A 20,850-nucleotide genomic window follows, 5' to 3' on the forward strand; every position below is an offset into this window, starting at 1 on the left:
CCCTGCCATCAGGCGCTATAGTAGCGCTGCAGCGAAAGGCTGGATCCAAGGCTTGGAACGAGAATATCAGTTCAGATAGAGACCAATCCCCGGGTCAGTCAAGCGGGCATCAGGAGGGGATCGGTCTATTGACTGAGTCTACGGTTTAGCGCATCACCGCCATCGGTTGTGCGACTTTAATCGAGTCCATCAGAATTCGTGCCGCTTCATTCAGTTCGATGCGACTGGTCGCCTCGTTTTCCTTCTCGTCAGGCTCATCATCAAGATCTGTTTCATCCGTGGATTTGACCACCTTCAGTCCCTGGGATGCGCGGAAGCGATTTTTGTGCAGTAGCCGTTCATGCTCCCGCTCCTGCCACTCTGTCCGCCGCTGTTTCTCCAACAGGCTGACTTCTGAGCGCTTATCCAGCTCCAGGAAGCGTTTCTCCTGATCGACCAGCATCTCAAATCCTGCATCGGTTTTGATGCGTGACAGATGGCTGTCCATCAGCTCTGGTACGGTGAACTGTCCCTTGGTGATAAAATTGGCCGGTCTTATTTGTGCCCACGGCAGTGCATTTTCCAGGGAACGCTCGCCATACTCCTCCGAGTATCTGGCGGTCGGAAACTGGATATCCGGTACCACACCACGATGCTGGGTACTGCCACCGTTGATACGGAAAAACTGCGCCATGGTCAAACGCAGACGACCCAGATCCTTTTTGCGTCCCGGAACGAAGCGCCCCAGATCGACCAGGGTTTGTACCGTACCCTTGCCGAACGTGGGCTCACCAATCACGATCCCCCTTTTGTAATCCTGGATCGCACCGGCAAATATTTCTGACGCGGAAGCACTGTTACGATCAACCAGCACGGCCAGAGGCCCCTCATAGGCGATCGACTGGTCAGGATCCTGCTCAACCTCGATCTTGCCAAAGGCATCCTTGATCTGTACTACCGGACCGGAGTCGATGAACAGGCCGGTCAGCTCGGTGGCTTCCGAGAGGGAACCGCCGCCATTCTCCCGCAGGTCGATGACGATTCCGTCAACATGCTGCTTTTTCAGATCAACCAGCAGATCACGCACATCCCGGGTGGTACTCCTGAAATCTTCATCACCACGAGCCTCAGCTGCGAAATCCCTGTAAAAGGTAGGGACTTCAACGACACCGATGCGATATTTGCCCATACCATCCAGTTTCTCGATGATATGGCTCTTTGCCGCCTGCTCTTCCAGTTTGATCTTGTTGCGTACCAGGGTAATGGTTTTACGGTTCGATCCCTCTCCTTTCGCCAAGACCTCCAGCTGTACCACTGAACCTTTCGGACCACGAATCTGTTCAACCACATCCTGCAGCCGCCAACCGACAATATCGATCATCTCCCCTTCCAGGCCCTGGCCCACACCGACAATCTTGTCACCGGCATGCAGCAGATCACTCTGTTCCGCCGGACCACCGATGATGGTTTTCTGTACTACGGTGTAACCGTCCTCATCTTTCAGAACCGCGCCAATGCCCTCCAGAGAGAGCCTCATACTGATATCAAAATTCTCAGATGTACTGGGAGACATGTAGCTGGTGTGGGGCTCCAGGCTCAATGTATAGGCATTGATGAAGGTCTGAAACACATCATTGCTGTCAAACTGTTCGACCCTGGAGAGCAGTCTCTCGTAGCGCTCCTTCAGGGTCTTTTTGATCTCAGCATCTTCCTTATCCATCAGACGCTGATTCAAAAAGTCATTTTTCACCCGCTTGCGCCAGATGTCGTTCAGCGCAGTTCGTGTCTGCGCCCAGGGTTGATCCTCTCGATCGTAGATATAGACCTCATCGATGGTGAAGTCGAACTCCCCATCCACCAGTTTCAAGGCATGGCTGACCGCCTCGCTGACACGCTGCCGATAGAGACGATAGATTTCGAATGCCGGTTCAATCCGAGCATTTTTCAGATAGTCATCCAGCTTGTCCCGATAACCTGAAAAATGAACCACATCACCGGCCAGGAAGAATGAGCGGTTTGGATCCAGGGTATCGTAGTAGCGCTGCAGGATCATTTCTGACATCGAGTCATCCAAAGCGACCTCTTTATAGTGGTATTTGGCGATAACCTTGACGATGACGCTGGCAGTCTGCTGTTGTTCTGCGGTCGGCCGCAATTCCTGTATCGGAACAGTCTGTCGATTGGCCCAAACTGGTGCTGATACTAGGATAAGAATCAACCACCAAAACCCTTTCACTTTAAGATATTTCATTCATCCTACCTGGTCATTGCGGGAAACTGGGAAAGCTCCCTGAGAGCCCCCCTAGGGACTGTTAACACGAATCCAATCGGCCCTGATTGGCGTTTTTTCAGGTTTAACAGGCCCTGGAATTAGAACTGACAGGCCCTGGCTACAATTTGAATATGCTTTGGACTGAATTTCCAGTCACCGGGTTCCGCACACTCTGGAAAAGCGAACCGGTCCCCTTGAATCTACCACCTTTATTCACAATTTCTCGTGCAGCCCATTGATTAATTTGAGATATCCCTGCGTTTCAGGATTTATAATCCCATGCCGCACCAGAAAGTCAATCACCACCAGATTGCAGTTAGGCTTGAAATCGTCACTGTTGGCGACCCGCTCAGCTACTTCTTCGATCGGTAACAGCATGAATTCCGCCACTTCACCATCTGAATTATAGGGGACAAAATCTGAGGGAAGTTCAAGATCATAACAATAGAGAGTATCGGGCTTTAGACCGACCGGCGTTTCCGTGCAGTAGGTGATCGCACCGATCGGTACCGCCTGTGCCACAATATGGGATGGCACACTCGCCTCTTCCTGACACTCTTTGTGCAGATTATCCGCCAGTGAGATGTCATGGGGCAGACCTCCGGCCACCATATTATCCAGGTGATCAGGAAAAACCCGTCTGTCGGCTGAGCGCCTGGCAATCCAGAGCAACAGCTCAGATCCGTTACGTACATAGCCATTCAAATGCTGCCCATAGGCACGCAATCCGAAATAGGCAGCGGCCGCGCGGTCGATGGTTGCCAGAGCAGAATCCCTGTCGGCATGGGTGACCGGATATCGTTCACCATGCCGATGGGTCATCACAGAGGATTCCACCATTCCATTCACTACCTCATCGAGAACCTCAGTCCTCTGCTCGAAGCTATTGATTTGTGGATTTAAACTGACCTCTCTCTCATTCACTGTAAAAAGGTCGGACCGGCTGCTCAAAAAGGACCATACCGGCTCTTTTAGATAGCCCACAAGATGAGAATCGAAGTAAAGGGCTTTGAAGTTATCCCGATTCCATTCATTCAACCTATCTATATGTCGTTGATATCCTTGTAATTTCATCTTTTATTGCAGTTCCGCGTTCGGATTGACCCTGATTATATGGCATGGTGACGGCCTAAGCTCACTTTGATGGGGGTAAAGCACTCTTTTTTCAAGATGTCATTCAAATTGGGGAAATCCAATGGAGCTGTGCAAAAGCATCAGAAAAGCCTGCAATCTGCAAATTGTGAGAGTTTAGTTACCCGGTCAATAACTGGTAAAGTTGACTCCCCCTAGCACGGAACAGATAAAACGATGAGTAACAGTCAGAGATCCGATGATGAGCTCAGCAGTGCTGATACGGAACCTCAGCTTGCGGTACAACGGTTCTGCAACGGCTGCAACTGTGCTCAGGCGGTGATCACCAGTTTTGCCGATCGCTATGGCGTTGATACGGAGTTGGCGATGCGAATCAGCTCCGGTCTTGGCGGTGGCGTAGGCCGAATGGGGGATATTTGTGGTACCCTCTCCGGCGCTGCGCTGGTTCTGGGTCTGCAAATGGGGCCGAAAACCTCAGATGACGTCAGTGCCAAAGAGGCAACCTATAACGCAACCCGGCTGCTGCAGGAACGATTCATGGCACGCCATGGCAGTAATCGCTGCAAGGAACTGCTGCAAAAGGATTTGAGTATCCCCGCAGAATATCAAGAGGCTAAATCTCTCGGATTATTCAAAACCCAATGTCCGGACTATGTCGAGACAGTGGTCACGCTGCTCAACAGAATACTAGAAGAAAGTGAACATACAGAATGAAAGATAAGATCCTCAACATGCTTGAGCTGCAGGATGCGATGAACTGCAAAGTCAATGATGACTGGCGTGATGCCGGCTACCCCTGGTATCGGGCCATCTGGACCGAGTGTGCAGAGATGCTCGATCACTATGGCTGGAAATGGTGGAAGCATCAGAAACCCGACATGGAACAGGTTCATCTGGAGATCATTGACATCTGGCACTTCGCTTTGAGCGATTTGATCCTGCACAATGCCACCCTGGAAGGCGCCGCAGAACAAGCGCTCGAGGGTCTGAATCAGGCAACCGATGGGGTCGACCTTCGGAGTTCCATTGAACAGCTGGCGATGTACAGCATCAAGACGGAGTCAGCCGACATTGGCCACTTTGCCACCATGATGCAGGCGGCCGAACTCAGCTTCGATGATCTCTACAAGACCTATATTGGCAAGAACGTACTCAACTTCTTCCGTCAGGATCACGGCTACAAAGAGGGCAGCTATATCAAGGTCTGGGATGGTCGGGAGGACAATGAGTACCTGTCGGAGATCCTTAGCAAGCTCGATCCGGACAGCGCCGATTTCAGTGACCAGGTATATCAGCAGTTGCAGCAAAACTACCCGGCTGAATCGACTTACCAGAACTAACGAGCAGTTCATACAAACTCGATCGCTGATCTCAGCCATTCAGCAACTAACCGGACGGCACTGGTCGTTGTCGCTGATGCCTTCTGAGTTTAACCATCAGGTCATAGGGAAACAGCAGAGTGTCCGCGATGAAACAGAACGGCACATCCGTTGCCATCACCACCTGTTGGCCGTACAGGTAGAAATCAGAAAAACTCCTGATGAAGTTCTTTACCGCTGATTTGGTTCCCAGGTAGGGATGCAGGATATCGTGATCGTTGAGATGGACTTTCACGGTCGAGCAACCCACTGACAAGCTGATAATGGAGGCCACCAGTAGAGCTCTGTAGAATGATTGAAAGCAGCCCTTTTGGGTTTTCTTCGCTCTGAATCCTCCCATCCTCATAACCTCCGTTGTCATCAATAGCCCCTGCGACGCTCATCCGCTGTCGCTTCCCTTAATCATAAAGAGTGAAAATGATTTAGACGATTCTGCGAGGTAGTCACCAATGAACCATCTCACCGGCATCAAACACCTGACCCGACCTGGCAAGGTGACAGTTGACAAACAGATTATTGATGGGAATCTGTGCATGCCTGGACAGGCTCTCAGCCACCGCTTTGATGTACTCGCCAATCGCTTCACGGCTGTTGAAGTCAGGGAGTAGCATCTCAACCAGCAGGGGATGAGCACTCTCAGGTTGAAACTCACTCACCTCGCCTGCCACCGCATAGTGACCAGCTGAAAGGAGATCCCAGGTAACCGTAATATGCTGCTTGTCGATGCCGCTTACGTTAGAGAAATCCTCAGTGATCCGTTGCAGGATTTCGCTGATGTCCCGCGGTTGCTCGAAAGGCAGTGATTTGATGTGAATGAACGGCATGCGTATCAGGAGAGTATCTGTTCCAGTTGTAACTCGGTATAGCCCGCCTCTTCACCGAACTTTTCAACCAGATCCTCTCCTGCATGTTGTCTTGCCACAGTCTTCTCCTCGTTCTGCTCCAGGTAGTACTCATAACGGCTGCGCAGATAGCCATGCCGCCGCCAGGCATCCCGTTGATTCAATCCAACCCGTGATGAGCGCTGCGACCTGAGCAGTTTTGCTGCACCACCGGGAGACTTCCGCTTTCTACGCTTTTTCTCTTTATGGCTTTCTGATTCATCCAGCTTGGTTTTCAGTTTGGCTATGGTTCGTTCACGTTTTTCAACCACCGCCTCGAGCATCTCGATCCTGCGCTTCAGTTCAGTGACTTTTGCGCTCTTCTGCTTGACCTGTTTGCCAATGGTTTTATTCTTTTTGCTGAGCTGCTCCTTGCCGCTCTTTTTCATTTTTTTTTCTTTCTTTTTCATACTCCAGCCTCAATTGATCGACTCCGGCTGTATTAAACAACCAACCTACAGATTTCTTAGATTTTGGCTTGTCAGCAGACACTAAGAGTTCGTAGTTAAATTAGTCTAGTCTGTTTTTCGCCATATGCCGGGAATCGAGCTCAATGCCGGCTTCCATTCACCTATTGCAAATGGCGAAACACCTTCTGAAACTGGACACTCCCAGGTAGATATTTCTCAGCCGGGTGAATCCAAATCCCAATCTCAGGAGTAGAGTGATAGAGATACTCAGCTGCAGTAGCCCTATCGGTGCCGGATTGTTCGAGCTAAACCGCCGGGCTCAGGCCCTCAAACCATTGAATTTCCGATCAGGAGAGACTTCATGGGAAAGCGAAACCTGTCACGTAGAGATTTCATAATCAATACACCCCTGGCTCCACTGGTGCTGCTGCCGCTGGGCTACACTCCCCAGGTAATGGGCGACGACGATAATAAAAGATATGGCATCAAAGGCAGGCTGGCACCGCCGCTGCAGGTGGACTACTGGATCGATGCGCAGGGTCGGCCCAGCGACTTCAAGCAGCAGCAGTTATCCGGCAAGTGGGTCTATCTGAAATGTTTTCAGAACTGGTGCCCAGGCTGTCATGAGTACGGATTCCCGGCCCTGAAACGGGTTGCCGACGCTTTTGTTGGTGATCATCGGGTTGAGGTACTCGCCGTTCAAACCGTTTTCGAAGGCTACAGTAGTAATACCAAAGAGCATCTGCGGGAACTGCAACTGCGCTATGAACTACCGATCATGATGGGGCATGATCCGGGTGATCCGCAGACAAACACCTATCCCCGGACCATGCGGGACTACCGTACCGGGGGAACACCGTGGGTGGTGATCATCGATCCCTCAGGCAAGGTGGTGTTCAACCATTTCCATATCGAACCCGACGAGTTCATTCCTCAACTGCAAAAGATTCTGACTTGAGCGTTAGCAATGTAGGAGGTCAATCAACCTGCTAGGGCAGCGAATTGACAAAGAGTCAGCAAGAACAGCTTCTCAGCAGATAGCGGATCGCCTTACGATTGGTCCATGAGCTGGCCAGCCGCAGGGCCTGGTCCGAAGAGACCCAACGATATTCTCTGTGTTCATCCGCTCGCAGCTTTGGGATTCGGCGAGTGGCGAGTTGCAAAGCAAACCAGTGCTCTTTGTTGCAATGGGCTGTCCGGGCGTATCGGGCACGCCAGGCGGGAAGAATGGGAAAGCTGATCTGCTGGTGCAGATCGATCAATCGACTCCCGGCCATGATTCCGGTCTCCTCATAGAGCTCCCGTCGGGCCGCCTGTGCAGCTGACTCGCCCCACTCCAGACTGCCGGTGACCGATTGCCAGAAGTGCTTCGGCCGGACCCGGCGCATGATCAATACCTGACCAGCCAGGGTATAGACCACCACCAGCACAGACTCTGGTCGCTTATAGTCTCTGCCAGCCATATCTCTATCTGATCATCTGGTGCTGATAGCAGCTGTCAGCGGCAATCAAGCCCCCTCTTCAGCTGCTGGTTTACGTACCCGTATGGAGAGCTCCCGCAACTGATCCGGCGCCACTTCCGATGGCGCTGAGGTGAGCATGCAGGCAGCGGTCTGGGTTTTTGGAAAAGCCATTACCTCGCGAATTGAGGATGAACCGGTCAGCAGCATCACCAGACGATCGAGACCGAACGCCAATCCCCCATGGGGCGGGCAGCCGAATTTCAGAGCGCTGAGCAGAAAACCGAACTTCTCCTCGGCCTCTTCATCGCTGATCTCCAACAGTTGGAAGATCTTCTGCTGTACATCCTGCTGGTGAATACGAATCGAACCACCACCCAGCTCAACACCATTCATCACCATGTCATAGGCACGGGATTTACAGGCGCCTGGATCACTCTCGAGCAGCTCCAGCTGATCCAGTTTAGGGGAGGTGAAAGGATGGTGCAGCGGAGTCCAGCGGTCGTTTTGCTCATCCCGTTCGAACATCGGGAAGTCGACAACCCACAGCGGGCGCCAATCGCCCTGCATCAGCTCCATATCCTGGCCTACCTTGACACGCAGGGCACCAAGCGCCTCATTGACCACATGGGCCTTGTCGGCACCGAAGAAGATCAGATCCCCATCCTTGGCTGCGGTACGCTCAAGGATCGCATTCACCACCTCGTCCGGCAGGAATTTGAGAATCGGGGACTGCAGGCCTTCAATGCCCTTGGCCAGCTCATTGACTTTTATATAAGCCAGCCCTTTGGCACCGTAGATCGCCACATACTTGGTATATTCATCGATCTGTTTACGGCTCAGTGAACTACCACCTGGCACCATCATGGCCGCAACCCGGCCTTTGGCATCCTTGGCAGGACTGGAAAAGACCTTGAACTCCACCGATTGCATCAGATCACCCAGGTCGACAAGTTCCAGAGGAACCCGCAGATCAGGACGGTCGGAACCAAACCGGGAGATCGCCTCATCATAGGTCATGCGTGGAAATGGATTCGGCAGGTCGACATCCAGAACCTCTTTATAGAGCTGGCGAATCATCTCCTCATTGAGCTGTAAAATCTCATCCTCACTCATGAAGGAGGTCTCGATATCGAGCTGCGTGAATTCAGGCTGCCGGTCGGCGCGCAGATCCTCATCGCGGAAACAGCGCACAATCTGGTAGTAGCGGTCCATACCGGACATCATCAACAGCTGTTTGAACAACTGTGGTGATTGAGGCAGGGCAAAAAACTCGCCTGGATGGGTACGGCTCGGCACCAGGTAGTCCCTTGCCCCTTCCGGGGTAGCTTTGGTCAGCATCGGTGTCTCGATGTCCATAAAACCCTGATCTTCGAGAAAACGACGCAGGGATTTGGTCACCTGAGCACGGACACGGATCTTCTCCAGCATTTCCGGACGACGCAGATCGATATAGCGATAGCGCAGGCGAATCTCTTCCGAAGCCTTCTCATGCTCATCGAGTTGAAATGGGGGCGTATCGGAACGGTTCAGCACTTCCAGCTCAAGACCGAGAATCTCGATCTCGCCAGTGGGCAGATCCTTGTTGACGGTACCTTCGGGTCGGGCTCTGACCCGCCCTTTCACACGCAGCACAAACTCATTACGCACCTGCTCGGCGATTGAGAAAATCTCCGGCAGATCCGGATCATAAACCACCTGCACCAGACCTTCACGATCTCGCAGATCGATGAAAATCACACCACCATGATCACGACGGCGATGCACCCATCCACAAATTTCAACTTCCTGGTCGATATGGGAGCTATTGATTTGTCCACAATAATGACTGCGCATGGGTATTATCCTGTGAGATTTCGCTGGAACGGCTAAAAAGCGGGAATGTTACGGCTTGGCTTGCGCCTCTGCAAGCCCGGAGGTTGAGTTTACCGCTCCCATCGAGAGCAACATTTTCAATCCGTCATCCACACTCATCTCCAACTCCCGTACTTCCTCCTTGGGTAGAAGCACGAAATAGCCCCCTGTGGGGTTGGGTGTAGTGGGAATGTAGACACTGACCAGTTCGCGCCCGAGCGCCTCCTGGATCGGACCACTCTCCTCATTGGTGAGGAAGGCCAGGGTCCAGAGCCCCCGGCGGGGAAACTCCACCAGCACAACTTTCCGAAACGACCTGCCGTTGTCGGCAAACATCGTCTCCACCAGCTGTTTGACTGCCGAATAGACGGATCTGACCAGTGGAATACGGGATACCATCGCCTCCCACAGTTTCACCAGACGTCGGCCGAACAGATTTGCCGCCACCAGGCCGGTAACGAACAGTATCACCAGAGAGAGCACGACGCCCAGACCCGGGATGTGAAATCCCAGCAGACTCTCCGGGCGGTAGGCTTGTGGAAGCAGCAGCAGGCTGCGGTCCATCCAATCCACCAGCAGACTGACCACCAAATAGCTCGCCCCAAGCGGTAACCAGACCAGCAGACCCGCTACCAGGTAACGACGTAAGTATGTCATTCAGAGATCCAAAAGCTGTCTTAACAGCCGCAAGAGCCGCCGCTACAGCCCTTTGATTTACCTGCTGATTTACCACTATCGTGGACATTTTTCTTAGTGCCGCTCTTGAAATCCGTCTCATACCAGCCACTGCCCTTGAGACGGAATCCGGCAGCTGAGATCAGCTTTTTGAGACTCTCCTGGTTGCATTCAGGGCATTCGGTCAGGGGCTCATCGCTCATCTTCTGCATCGCCTCCAACTCATGGTCACAGGCCTGGCAACGATACTCATAAATTGGCATTTTCGTGCTTCCTCAATATTCGGCTTCGACGACTGAATCGGGCTCAGTCACCTGGAATTGCTGAATCCTACCATATTGGGAACGACAGACTAATATTCAAGGCTATTTAAATTCTAAGCCTGACCATGGAAATTCGAAGAGAGTGTTTACCGCAATTAGACGCCAAGCACCGAAAAATGCCGTTGAACAGATGAATCAGAGTCTGGTTTGTATCTCGTTGAGTGCTTTTAAGCCGGAAAAAGATTGGAATTAATGTTGGATCAAATTCGCGCGAATTTTAGGTAATTCGCGCTCATTCGCACTGAAATACCCTTCAGGTACCGTCCTCTTCCAGCTCTTTCATCTCGCGGCGGTGCCTCAGCATCTCACCCTGTCGACGGGTTATGTGTCTGATCAGCGCATCCTGATCCGAACCCCGAATCATGGTGAAATTGATCCGCACATGGTAGGGGTAGCCTTCATCTTCCCCCTCAGAGGGCTCTGTTCCAACCACTTCTCCATACGCCAGCAGGCCGGAAAATGAGGGCAGCAACAGCATCTTGACTTCCACTTTGGACCCGACTTCAACCGCTTCGGTGATATCCATTGCCAAGCCACCGGCACTCAGATTAACCTGCCGTGAGGGCTGATCGAGCAGCTCCCGGGCTTCTGTCAGGAAACTGCGACCCAGCAGATTGATCTTTTCATCCAGCGCTTTCAGGTAGTCGGCGATATCGGTATCCCGCTGTTCGATACGATGCATTGAGGCGGAGAGGTGCTGACTGATCTCCTGCAGGCGTGTCATGACAGTAAACCGCTCCCCTGCTCTCAGCTGTTCGTCAATGCTGGTCGGTATATCGGCCACCGGGATCACCCGGTAACTCACTCGGATCGAATCGTCTATACGGAAAAACTCCCTGCGTTCATCCTGGGTTTTTTCCTGATCATCGATAGACATCGGTCTGGCTCCTATTTATTCCTCAGGGATTTCGGTCGGTTCAGGATCGAGTTCAACATCCTCACCACGCCTGATCACCAGCTCAACCCGTCTGTTCTGAGCCCGATTTTCAGAGGTGTCATTGTCCACCAGTGGCTGGGAATCTGCATAGCCCTGGATTAGAAAACGCTCCTCTTCAATGGAGGCATTGCTCAACATGGCGTGCACCACCGTCACGGCGCGGGCTGAGGACAGCTCCCAGTTGGAGCGGAACCGCCTGGTGGAAATCGGAATATTGTCGGTATGCCCGGCGACAATGATCTTACCCGGTGTTGTGGCGATCACTTCAGTGATTTTTGAGATGACTTCAAAGAATTCCGGATTCAGGTTGGCTCTGCCTGAGGGGAATGAACCCTTCTCCTGAATACGGATGATGATGTTGGTCGACTCTGTCTCCACATCGATCAGCCCGTCACTGATCTCAGACTCAAGCATCTCCTGCAGCTCTTCGGCCTGAGCCTGCACCTCTCGCTCCAGCTCTGCCTGCATCGCCGCCTTGGCTTCATCCACATCGGTAGCATCCTTCGATTCCCGGTCAAGAAACTCCTGTTCCAGATCACTGGTAATCTGTCGAATGTCTTCGATCGGTGAGGGTTCCGGTTTACCGGGACTGAACTCCTGCATGATCACGCTGGTGCCCTTGACGATCTCCACGGCAGGAATCTCCCGCTGTACGCCAAAGGCATCCTTCATCGATTCCGCCATCTTCTTGAAGCGTTGCGCATCCACCTCGGCAAACGAGAGCAGCAGCACGAAGAAGCACATCAGCAGTGACATCAGATCGGCAAATGTCGCCAGCCAAGGGGGTAGCCCTTCAGGACATTTGGGGCACTCGTCAGCCATCCTCAGCCTTCCTGTACAGGACGCTTACCGGTGGGCAGATAGGTACTCAGAAGCTGCTCCAGTACCCTTGGATTCATCCCCTCCTGAATACCTGCGATGGTTTCAATGATCAACGACTTGTTGGTCTTCTCCATGGAGCTGGCTCTGGCCAGTTTTTCCGACATCGGTGTCGCGAAGGCATTCGCGATTACTGCGCCATAGAGGGTAGTCAAAAGAGCCACCGCCATGGCAGGACCGATACTCGCCGGATCAGACATGTTCGCCAACATCTGCACCAAACCCACCAGTGTTCCGATCATGCCCATGGCCGGTGCCATGGTGGCCATGTTTTTGAACATGGTCTGACCCACCTCATGGCGTTGAATGGTCAGATCAATATCCTTGGTGAGTAACTTATTGACCAGCACTGGATCGTGACCATCCACACAGAGTCCGATTCCCTGTTTGAGAAAACCGTTGGATATCTCCTGCCCCTCCAACGCCAGCAGACCGTTCTTTCTGGCGATGTCCGCCAGCTCAACCGCTTCCTCGATGAGTTTTTTGGGATCATCGGTCTTGTAGAAAAAGGCCTTCATACCGATGCTGAATGATCCCAGGAAGTCACCGAGTGACACCTGCATGAGCGTCACCATGAAGGTGCCACCCACAACGATCAGTAGCGAGGGAACATTGACAAACAGCATGACATCGCCACCTGAAGCGATCGCCCCGATGATAATGCCGAAACCACCTAATAGACCAACCAGTGTCGCAATGTCCACCTAGTTTTCTCCGAAACTCCGTTGCCGTTATTCTGTCCATTGAGAACAAATTTCAAGCTCGGTTGTTGAGATTTGCCTCTGAACATTTAATCTGTTTGGTTTAGCGGTCAGATTAAGACAAACTTTAATTCCTGATTGAGTCTGACAGGCTTGTTTTTTGCCCAGTCAATTAACCACAAAGAAAGGTCGGTCATAACAATGACAGATAACAAAAGCATACTGATTACCGGCTGCTCCAGCGGCATCGGTCTGTGTGTCGCCAGAGGCTTGAAGGAGCGTGGCTACGCGGTATATACCAGCGCACGCAAGGCGGAAGACGTCAGCATGCTTCAGCAACAGGGTTTCAAGTCATACAGACTTGATCTGACGGAGAGTGCGAGTATCGCGAATACCATGGAACAGGTGCTGGAAGATACCGGCGGAACACTCTATGCACTGTTTAATAATGGTGCCTACGGCCAGGTTGGTGCAGTAGAGGACCTGAGCGTTGCGGTATTGCGTGAACAGTTCGAGACCAACTTTTTTGGCTGGCACGACCTGACCTGCCGGGTAATCCCGGTGATGAGAGCACAGCAGACAGGACGCATCATTCAGAACAGCTCGATTCTCGGCTTCATGACCTTGCCATACCGGGGCGCCTATGTGGCCAGCAAATATGCTCTGGAGGGACTGACAGACACCCTGCGCATGGAGTTGGCGGAATCGGGCATCAAAGTATCACTCATTGAACCGGGTCCCATTGAGAGCCGGTTCCGCGACAATGCCCTGGCGATGTGGCAGAAAAACATCGACCCGGAGCGATCGGCGCACAGGGTATATTACCAATCGATGCTGCAGCGACTTCGCAAACAGGGAGCCGCGACCCCATTCACTCTGCCGGCTGAGGCCGTTTTGAAAAAAGTCATCCATGCCCTTGAAAGCCCAAAACCCAAAGTCCGCTATCCGGTCACTTTCCCTACCTACCTGTTTGGCATGCTGCGACGAGTCCTGACCAGTCGGGGCATGGACCGGGTGCTGCTCAAGGTATCCGCTAGCGGCAAACGCTGAGACAGCTTTTTCAGGCAGAAAAGGACCGAGCTGTTTTGCTGGCGGATGAATAGTTGCCAGGGGCAAGTTGAAGCAGCAAACCATTGTATGACATGATCCCTGACCCTTGAGCAAACCCCTGGCGGATCGTTATGACAACTGAGGGCCCGATACCTGTCGAAATCAACTTGCACCGCAAGAGACGGCTGCTGTTGCTGAGCTTCTCCGATGGCCGTAATTTCGAACTTCCTTGTGAATATCTGAGAGTTTTTTCCTCAGCGGCAGAGGTCAAGGCGAGCGACACCCCGATCACCGGCAAGGAGCATGTGAATATCGACAGAATCGAGCCCCAGGGCCATTATGCTGTCCGTCTGGTATTCGATGATGGACATGACACCGGGATCTACTCCTGGGAGACCCTCTATCAGCTCGGCAGCAACTATCAGGAAAACTGGCACAATTACCTGACAAAGCTCGACACGCTGGGTTATCAACGCCAAGCGAGTGAACATCAGAATCGATCAATAAAAATCTTCTACTTCGCCTGGCTGGCTAACAAAACCGGGAAACAGTCCGAGGAGATAGAGCTGCCTCAGTCGGTCACAACCATTGCCGAATTGCTGAAGCTTTTGAGCATGCGTCGACCTGAAATTGCGCCTGTATTTGACGAGGCGTTGCTCCGCCCGATTGTAAATAAACAGTTCGCCGAATTGTTCACTCACCTGGATCATGGTGACGAAGTGGCCCTGGTGCCCAACCAGCCTACGCCTCCGGCGACAGCCGATATCTGACCACGATCGCAGCGGAATAATCTTCAATACAAGCCGCGAATGGGCAAAGCACCGCAAACACACAAATGACTTATTGGCGTCACTTTACGGTGCTTTGCAGCCTTATCAGTCGAAAAACAACTAATTCAGATCGAAACTCAAGGTGCGGCTTTGACCGTTACGGATGATATCCACTTGGAGGTTCGAGGCATCTTTCAGCTGGTCCATCAGTTTCATGGCCTCTTTGTCATTGGTCAATGGCACCCCATTCACTGCGGTAACCAGGTCCGAAGGTCTCACCCCAAGCTGATTGTAGAGCTCCCGGTTCTTCTGTGGCAGGATTCGATAGCCTTTCATGCCGTCTCGTGATTTCACCGGCACAAACCTGACATACTCAAAGACCTTCAATGGCTCCTGCTTCAACATATCCCGATATTTACTCAGATTGGGATTACGGGATACCGGACCTGGACCAAAATTGTCTGTGGACTTGACCGTTCTTTTTGCGGATTTCCCGGACCTTCGTTGACTGGGAGCGCTGTTGTTTTTCAACTTGGGGAAACGCAGCACTTCAGATTGTCCCTTTCTCAACAGCACTACCCGGTCTGTATAGACCGCCTGAAGCGTGACACCGGACATGATTGCACTGCCCACTTTGTGATATTTCTGGTCTGAGCCCTTGGCGATGATGGCTGCACCGTTTTCCGGCAGATCCGCAACGAAAACCCCATGCAAGGTCAGATTCAAGCGGGTTTCCGGTGCTTTTTTATCGACTTTCTTCGGCTTTTTAACGGCTCCGGCTTTACCGAACAGATGCAGATCCGAGACCTTTGAGAGTCGTGTATCACTGCTTGCTGATGAATTGACGGAGGCGGTTTGCTGGGTCTCTGTGGGAGCACGGTGATAAGGCACATCCGGTACGGGTATCAGACCCCAGGTAAGATCAGCCGCGCGCCAGCTGATCAGCAGGATCAAGAGTATGGCAACAACTATGGGCAACTGATTGCTGACGAAGCCCTCCAACCATTTGGGGGTACTCTTATCGCCTACCCATCCATCCAGATAGGATTGTGCACGTGTTGCAAAATTCATCTCAATTATCCACTCGAGCCTGTTACCGCTAATCCAATCAGCCTAGGGCCTGTTAGTACTAATCCAATAGGCCCTAGAACCTCTGGCCAACCTCCCCTATTCAGGGTAGCGCATCAGTTTCGGATTCAGTTTAAATTCTCTCTTAATCTTAGCAAGCATCTTTTCAGCAAGTCTGTGATCCACCTCAGGACCTACTCTGACACGATAGTGTGGCTTTCCGTTCAGTTTAACCGGCGCCATTTGTGCTGGCAGCTGCGCTTTTCGTAATCTTTGCACCAGTTTATTTGCGTTGCTTTCATTCGTCAGACTGGCCACCTGGATTATCCACGCCGTAGGAGAAGGACGTGGTTTATCTCCCTTCCCACTCTGTTTTGGCACACTCTTTTCGACCGGTTTTTTGCTGACAACCGGTTTTGCTTTCGGCTCGGGCTCGGGTTTTGAGACTGCTTCAGCCGCCGCTTTCGGTGCCGGTGGCTTCACCACCATTTTCTGCTCTGGTTTTTCAGGGGGTTGGCTGGCAACCGGTTGATCTTGCCGGGATTGAGGCTTGATCGGTATGGCATGGGTGGATTTATCCCTTTGCTCAACCGGTTCCTCGATCAACATCGGTACAAAAATGACCACCAGTGCTACCAGCACGGCGCCACCCAGCATCCGCTGTTTCAGTCTCTCCTCCAGAGCCATATCTTCTTTATTCCTCTAGGACCTGTTAATACTCATAACTGTGGCTTCAAACTCGGAACAGGTGTCCGCTCAGACATATGATCGGTCGCCAGTTGATATATGCTTCAACATCCATCGTTATGCAAGTATATCAGTTCCCTTATGCGACCTCATGCCGGGTTGATGAGCATTCTGTCAGGCAAGGTCAAGCGAGCTATTCTGTTTTTGGATCAATAACATCCAGGGCATCGCCGACAACCAGGAAGGAGCCGAATATCACGATCAGATCTTCTCCCTTGGCAGTGCCCTGAATGGATTCGTATGCACTTGAAAAGTCCGAATAACAGTGCACAGGTACCTTCTCCCCACGCTGCCGGACTACCCTGGCCAATTGCTCAGCCGATTGTCCCCTCGCCCCGGGCAGATCAACAAGATACCAACCGGATATGGCGGAATGGAGGCACTCTACAATGGCCTCGGTATCCTTGTCCTTCAGCAAGCCGAACAGCGCATAGACCTCAGCCGGCCAATCCAGACGATCGAGATAGCGCCTCAATGAAGCCACGGCCTGGGCGTTGTGTGCCACATCCAGCAACAGGCTGGGCTGTCCCTCGATCAACTGTGTACGCCCTTGTAGTGAGACCTGCCTGAGACCTTCTGAGAGCTGATCCTGATCCAGCGGCAGCCTGGATTGAAGCAGGCTGCTGACCATCACGACGGCACTGGTATTGTGTAACTGTCCCTGACCTGTCAGACGAGCCTGAGGCAGTGTCAACGGCTCACGCCCTGATCTCTGCCATTGAAGGCGATCATCTGACTGACTGGCATTGAAATCCCGGCCGGCAAGGTAGAGCTCGGCACCAATCTGCTTTGCGTATCCCAACACACTCTGCGGAGTCTCGTTCTCGCCGACGACAACCGGCTGTTTCGGACGCATGATACCGGCCTTCTCCAGCCCGATCTCCTCCCGGCTGTTGCCAAGCCAATCGGTATGGTCCAGATCCACCGTGGTGATCAGCGCCAGATCGGCATCAATGATATTCACCGCATCCAGCCTGCCCCCCAGGCCGACCTCCAGAATCACCAGATCCAGCGTTTGCTCTGCAAAGATCTTCAGTGCAGCCAGGGTGGCAAATTCGAAGTAGGTCAAAGCCGTCTCACCACGGGCCTGATCGACCTGCTCAAAAGCCAGGCAGAGCGCTTCGTCACTCACCTCCCGACCGTCAATCCGGATACGTTCGTTGTATCGCATCAGGTGTGGAGAGGTATAGGCTCCTACACGGTAGCCACCCTGGCGGTAGATACTCTCCAGTATGGCCACGCTGGAACCCTTGCCGTTGGTGCCCGCGATGGTCACCACCAGTGACTGCAGGCCTGCGGGTTTGAGACGTCGCCAGACACTGGCTACCCGTTCCAAGCCGAGTTCTATCTCCTTGGGGTGCAAGGTTGTTTGCCAGTCGAGCCACTGCTCGAGGGAGTTGAAGCGCATTACTGATTATCGCAAGTGGATCAAAGCGGTAGATCCAACCCACCACTGCAGATAAGTGACATACCAGCCGGTCAGGCCCGGGGTTTACTCATCAGAATGCTGATCAGGTCTGAGATACGATCACGCATATCACGTCGATCGATAATCATATCGATGGCGCCGTGTTCGAGTAGAAACTCACTGCGTTGAAAGCCTTCCGGCAACTTCTCACGCACCGTCTGCTCGATGACTCTGGGCCCTGCGAAACCGATCAGTGCATTGGGCTCCGCGACATTGATATCGCCCAGCATCGCCAGACTGGCTGAAACACCACCCATGGTTGGATCAGTCATCACAGAGATGAAGGGCAAACCACGCTTCTGCAGACGTTCCAGTGCTGCACTGGTCTTGGCCATCTGCATCAGAGAGAACAGGGACTCCTGCATGCGTGCTCCACCGGAGGCGGAGAAACAGACCAGAGGGGTATGGCGCTCCAGCGACATGTTGACGGCCCGAACAAATCGTTCACCGACCACCGATCCCATGGATCCGCCCATGAAACTGAATTCGAAGGAGGCAACGATGATATCCATCCCTTTCAGCTGACCCCGCATCGCGACCAGAGCATCCTTCTCGCCCGATCCTTTCTGTGCCTGGGTCAGGCGTTCTTTATATTTCTTACTGTCTTTGAATTTCAGCGGATCGACAGACTCGAGATTGGCACCGATCTCCTCCTGAGGTTCAGGATCGAGAAAGGTCTCAATCCGCCGTCTGGCGCCGATTCGGTTGTGGTAATGGCATTTCGGACAAACATCCAGATTTCTTTCCATCTCCGCCCGGTAGAGAATTGCACTGCAACCGGGGCACTTGGCCCACAATCCCTCAGGGACTGCTCGTTTATGGCCGGCATCCGTACGGATCCGGCTTGGCATCAGTTTTTCGAACCAACTCATAGATGTAGTTAACCTTTATCGTTATTTATGTACAGCGTTGTCCATCGCCTGCCTCATGTTTGAGAGCAGTTCCCGCAACGCAGCACCGATCTTTTCCGGTTGATCGGCCAGTGCCTCAACCCGGGATACCAGCGCACTGCCCACCACCACAGCGTCGGCCACCTGGGAGACCGCCGCAGCCGTCTCAGCATCCTTGATTCCGAAACCCACGCCTACCGGCAGATCGGTATTTTCACGAATCTGCTTAAGTTTTTCATCCAAACTCTTTATATCGAGATGGCTGGCACCGGTAACCCCTTTCACAGAGACATAGTAGACGAAGCCTCCGGAGAGTTCACAGATCCGCTCAATACGAGACGCTGTACTGGTGGGCGCCACCAGATAGATCTGATCCAGACCATGCTGTTGCAGTGTCTGTTGGAACTCCTGACCCTCTTCAGGTGGCAGGTCGACCACCAGCACACCATCCACACCCGCTTCAGCTGCCTGTTCGGCAAAAATCTGGTAGCCCATGATTTCGATCGGATTCAGATAACCCATCAGGATTACCGGTGTCTCACGATCCATCTGCCTGAAACGACTGACCATTTCCAGCACATCTCTGAGACTGACATGATACTCCAGTGCCCGCTCACTTGCCCGCTGAATTACCGGACCATCGGCCATCGGATCGGAAAACGGGATACCCAGCTCAATCATGTCTGCACCCCCGGCAACCAGATCCTGCATCAGATCGACGGTGATCTCAGGCAGTGGATCACCGGCGGTGATAAAGGGAACCAGTGCGGTTTTCTGCTGCTGCCGAAGCTGGGCAAACTTCTCCTTGAGCATGCTCATATCTTCAGTCCCTCTTGTGCTGCTACGGTGTGCATGTCTTTATCCCCGCGACCTGAGAGATTCACCAGTACGATCTGGTCACGCCGCATGGTCTGGGCCAGCTTGGCAGCATAGGCCAGTGCATGGCTCGATTCGAGGGCCGGAATAATCCCCTCGATACGGGTCAGATCGTGAAATGCGGCCAACGCCTCCTGGTCGGTTACCGCCACATAGTTGGCTCGACCGGTATCCTTCAGCCAGGCATGTTCGGGGCCGACACCCGGATAGTCCAAACCGGCAGAGATCGAATGGGTTTCAACGATCTGGCCATCCTTGTCCTCCATCAGATAGGTCCTGTTACCGTGCAGTACACCAGGCTTGCCGGCACACAGCGGGGCGGCATGCTGACCGCTTTCCAGGCCGCTGCCTGCCGCCTCGACGCCGTAGATCGCAACCTCCTGGTCATCCAGATAGGGATAGAACAGACCGATCGCATTCGATCCTCCACCAACGCAGGCAACCAGAGCATCCGGCTGGCGTCCCGCCTGTTCCGGCATCTGCCGACGCGATTCCCGCCCGATCACCGCCTGAAAATCTCTCACCATCGCAGGATAGGGATGGGGGCCAGCCACGGTGCCGATGATATAGAAGGTGTTATCCACATTGGTCACCCAATCACGCATTGCTTCATTGAGGGCATCCTTGAGGGTTTTGGAGCCGGATTCCACCGATCTGACTTCTGCACCCAGCAGGCGCATCCGATAGACATTCGCCTCCTGTCTGGCGATATCCACTGCCCCCATGTAGACCACGCACTCCAGTCCGAGGCGTGCTGCGACCGTGGCCGAAGCGACACCATGTTGCCCCGCTCCGGTCTCAGCGATAATCCGGGTCTTGCCCATATGCCGGGCCAGCAGTGCCTGACCTACCGTGTTGTTGACCTTGTGTGCCCCGGTGTGATTCAGATCTTCACGCTTGAGATAGATCTGAGCGCCATTCAGCTCTTCACTCCATCGCTTGGCGTGGTAGATGGGCGAGGGTCGTCCCACATAGTGTTTCAGATCCTCATCCAGCTCCTTGAGAAAGGCGTCATCCTGCATGAAGCGCTGATAGGCTTCACGCAGTTCATTCAGGGGATCCATCAAAGTTTCGGAGACAAACAGTCCACCGTAGGGTCCGAAATGTCCCCGCTCGTCAGGATAGTTCCCAATCATCTT

General features: G+C 53.0%; 23 protein-coding genes and 1 pseudogene. 6 read left to right on the forward strand and 18 right to left on the reverse strand.

Annotated features, from left to right (window positions below; translation table 11 throughout):
• Positions 1–145: 145 nt before the first annotated feature.
• Together A3193_RS09930 and A3193_RS09935 are read right to left on the reverse strand one after the other, a co-directional pair.
• Positions 146–2,134, reverse strand: coding sequence for a carboxy terminal-processing peptidase (locus tag A3193_RS09930; protein WP_235614947.1), 1,989 nt, complete (start codon positions 2,132–2,134; stop codon positions 146–148).
• A gap of 330 nt (positions 2,135–2,464) precedes the next feature.
• Positions 2,465–3,325 carry a DUF4743 domain-containing protein gene (locus A3193_RS09935; protein WP_069006574.1) on the reverse strand — a complete coding sequence of 287 codons (861 nt, stop codon included), beginning with the start codon at positions 3,323–3,325 and terminating at the stop codon, positions 2,465–2,467.
• A gap of 234 nt (positions 3,326–3,559) precedes the next feature.
• On the opposite strand from A3193_RS09935, the gene A3193_RS09940 reads away from it, so the two are divergent.
• Together A3193_RS09940 and A3193_RS09945 are read left to right on the forward strand one after the other, a co-directional pair.
• Entirely contained in the window at positions 3,560–4,057 is a 498-nt protein-coding gene (locus A3193_RS09940; RefSeq protein ID WP_069006573.1) for a C-GCAxxG-C-C family protein, read from the forward strand.
• Entirely contained in the window at positions 4,054–4,683 is a 630-nt protein-coding gene (locus A3193_RS09945) for a dUTP diphosphatase (RefSeq protein WP_069006572.1), read from the forward strand. The genes A3193_RS09940 and A3193_RS09945 overlap by 4 nt, the downstream gene beginning before the upstream one ends.
• A gap of 46 nt (positions 4,684–4,729) precedes the next feature.
• Here A3193_RS09945 and A3193_RS20645 read toward each other — a convergent pair whose 3' ends face one another.
• The 3 genes from A3193_RS20645 to A3193_RS09960 all read right to left on the reverse strand — a co-directional run bounded on the left by A3193_RS20645 (position 4,730) and on the right by A3193_RS09960 (position 6,013).
• Complete coding sequence (locus A3193_RS20645) at positions 4,730–4,957, reverse strand: YceK/YidQ family lipoprotein (protein ID WP_162273741.1); 228 nt, start codon at positions 4,955–4,957, stop codon at positions 4,730–4,732.
• Between the two features lie 208 nt (positions 4,958–5,165).
• Positions 5,166–5,546: a tautomerase family protein gene (locus tag A3193_RS09955; protein ID WP_069006570.1), complete on the reverse strand. Its 381-nt coding sequence runs from the start codon at positions 5,544–5,546 to the stop codon at positions 5,166–5,168.
• A 5-nt stretch (positions 5,547–5,551) separates the two neighbouring features.
• Entirely contained in the window at positions 5,552–6,013 is a 462-nt protein-coding gene (locus tag A3193_RS09960) for a hypothetical protein (RefSeq protein ID WP_069006569.1), read from the reverse strand.
• 361 nt (positions 6,014–6,374) lie between these two features.
• Here A3193_RS09960 and A3193_RS09965 point away from each other — a divergent pair, with 361 nt between their 5' ends.
• Complete coding sequence (locus A3193_RS09965; RefSeq protein WP_083218475.1) at positions 6,375–6,971, forward strand: peroxiredoxin family protein; 597 nt, start codon at positions 6,375–6,377, stop codon at positions 6,969–6,971.
• Between the two features lie 55 nt (positions 6,972–7,026).
• Here the strand turns inward: A3193_RS09965 and nudB are convergent, their stop codons facing one another.
• From nudB to pomA, 7 genes are all read right to left on the reverse strand, one after another.
• The gene (gene nudB, locus A3193_RS09970) at positions 7,027–7,476 is read right to left on the reverse strand and encodes a dihydroneopterin triphosphate diphosphatase (RefSeq protein ID WP_069006568.1); all 450 of its coding nucleotides are present in this window, start codon (positions 7,474–7,476) and stop codon (positions 7,027–7,029) included.
• Between the two features lie 45 nt (positions 7,477–7,521).
• Positions 7,522–9,309, reverse strand: a complete 1,788-nt coding sequence (gene aspS, locus A3193_RS09975; protein WP_069014616.1) for an aspartate--tRNA ligase — start codon at positions 9,307–9,309, stop codon at positions 7,522–7,524.
• Between the two features lie 48 nt (positions 9,310–9,357).
• Positions 9,358–9,984 (reverse strand): DUF502 domain-containing protein, encoded by a 627-nt coding sequence (locus tag A3193_RS09980; protein WP_069006566.1) that lies wholly within the window; start codon positions 9,982–9,984, stop codon positions 9,358–9,360.
• Positions 9,985–10,004: 20 nt separating this feature from the next.
• Positions 10,005–10,265, reverse strand: a complete 261-nt coding sequence (locus A3193_RS09985; protein WP_069006565.1) for an FmdB family zinc ribbon protein — start codon at positions 10,263–10,265, stop codon at positions 10,005–10,007.
• Positions 10,266–10,578: 313 nt separating this feature from the next.
• Positions 10,579–11,202, reverse strand: coding sequence for a PilZ domain-containing protein (locus A3193_RS09990; RefSeq protein ID WP_069014617.1), 624 nt, complete (start codon positions 11,200–11,202; stop codon positions 10,579–10,581).
• 15 nt (positions 11,203–11,217) lie between these two features.
• On the reverse strand, positions 11,218–12,084 hold the full coding sequence (tssL, locus tag A3193_RS09995; RefSeq protein WP_069014618.1) for a type VI secretion system protein TssL, long form: 867 nt from the start codon (positions 12,082–12,084) through the stop codon (positions 11,218–11,220).
• A 2-nt stretch (positions 12,085–12,086) separates the two neighbouring features.
• Positions 12,087–12,845 carry a flagellar motor protein PomA gene (pomA, locus tag A3193_RS10000; protein ID WP_069006562.1) on the reverse strand — a complete coding sequence of 253 codons (759 nt, stop codon included), beginning with the start codon at positions 12,843–12,845 and terminating at the stop codon, positions 12,087–12,089.
• A 198-nt stretch (positions 12,846–13,043) separates the two neighbouring features.
• On the opposite strand from pomA, the gene A3193_RS10005 reads away from it, so the two are divergent.
• The 3 genes and pseudogenes from A3193_RS10005 to A3193_RS21015 all read left to right on the forward strand — a co-directional run bounded on the left by A3193_RS10005 (position 13,044) and on the right by A3193_RS21015 (position 14,662).
• Positions 13,044–13,892, forward strand: a complete 849-nt coding sequence (locus tag A3193_RS10005) for an SDR family oxidoreductase (RefSeq protein WP_069006561.1) — start codon at positions 13,044–13,046, stop codon at positions 13,890–13,892.
• A 131-nt stretch (positions 13,893–14,023) separates the two neighbouring features.
• A pseudogene (locus A3193_RS21010) lies at positions 14,024–14,371 on the forward strand (gamma-butyrobetaine hydroxylase family protein); the annotation flags it as partial.
• A 30-nt stretch (positions 14,372–14,401) separates the two neighbouring features.
• The gene (locus tag A3193_RS21015) at positions 14,402–14,662 is read left to right on the forward strand and encodes a MoaD/ThiS family protein (protein ID WP_305782032.1); all 261 of its coding nucleotides are present in this window, start codon (positions 14,402–14,404) and stop codon (positions 14,660–14,662) included.
• 120 nt (positions 14,663–14,782) lie between these two features.
• On the opposite strand, the gene gspC is transcribed toward A3193_RS21015, so the two are convergent.
• The 6 genes from gspC to trpB form a co-directional block, all read right to left on the reverse strand.
• On the reverse strand, positions 14,783–15,733 hold the full coding sequence (gene gspC, locus A3193_RS10015) for a type II secretion system protein GspC (protein ID WP_069006559.1): 951 nt from the start codon (positions 15,731–15,733) through the stop codon (positions 14,783–14,785).
• A gap of 96 nt (positions 15,734–15,829) precedes the next feature.
• Complete coding sequence (locus tag A3193_RS10020; RefSeq protein WP_235614948.1) at positions 15,830–16,417, reverse strand: SPOR domain-containing protein; 588 nt, start codon at positions 16,415–16,417, stop codon at positions 15,830–15,832.
• A 193-nt stretch (positions 16,418–16,610) separates the two neighbouring features.
• Positions 16,611–17,885, reverse strand: coding sequence for a bifunctional tetrahydrofolate synthase/dihydrofolate synthase (folC, locus tag A3193_RS10025; RefSeq protein ID WP_069014620.1), 1,275 nt, complete (start codon positions 17,883–17,885; stop codon positions 16,611–16,613).
• A 71-nt stretch (positions 17,886–17,956) separates the two neighbouring features.
• Positions 17,957–18,817, reverse strand: coding sequence for an acetyl-CoA carboxylase, carboxyltransferase subunit beta (gene accD / locus A3193_RS10030; RefSeq protein ID WP_069006557.1), 861 nt, complete (start codon positions 18,815–18,817; stop codon positions 17,957–17,959).
• Positions 18,818–18,838: 21 nt separating this feature from the next.
• Entirely contained in the window at positions 18,839–19,654 is an 816-nt protein-coding gene (gene trpA, locus A3193_RS10035; RefSeq protein WP_069006556.1) for a tryptophan synthase subunit alpha, read from the reverse strand.
• Complete coding sequence (trpB, locus tag A3193_RS10040) at positions 19,651–20,847, reverse strand: tryptophan synthase subunit beta (protein ID WP_201258744.1); 1,197 nt, start codon at positions 20,845–20,847, stop codon at positions 19,651–19,653. The genes trpA and trpB overlap by 4 nt, the downstream gene beginning before the upstream one ends.
• Positions 20,848–20,850 lie beyond the last annotated feature (3 nt).

It is taken from the genome of Candidatus Thiodiazotropha endoloripes (assembly GCF_001708965.1).
Classification (GTDB): domain Bacteria; phylum Pseudomonadota; class Gammaproteobacteria; order Chromatiales; family Chromatiaceae; genus Thiodiazotropha; species Thiodiazotropha endoloripes.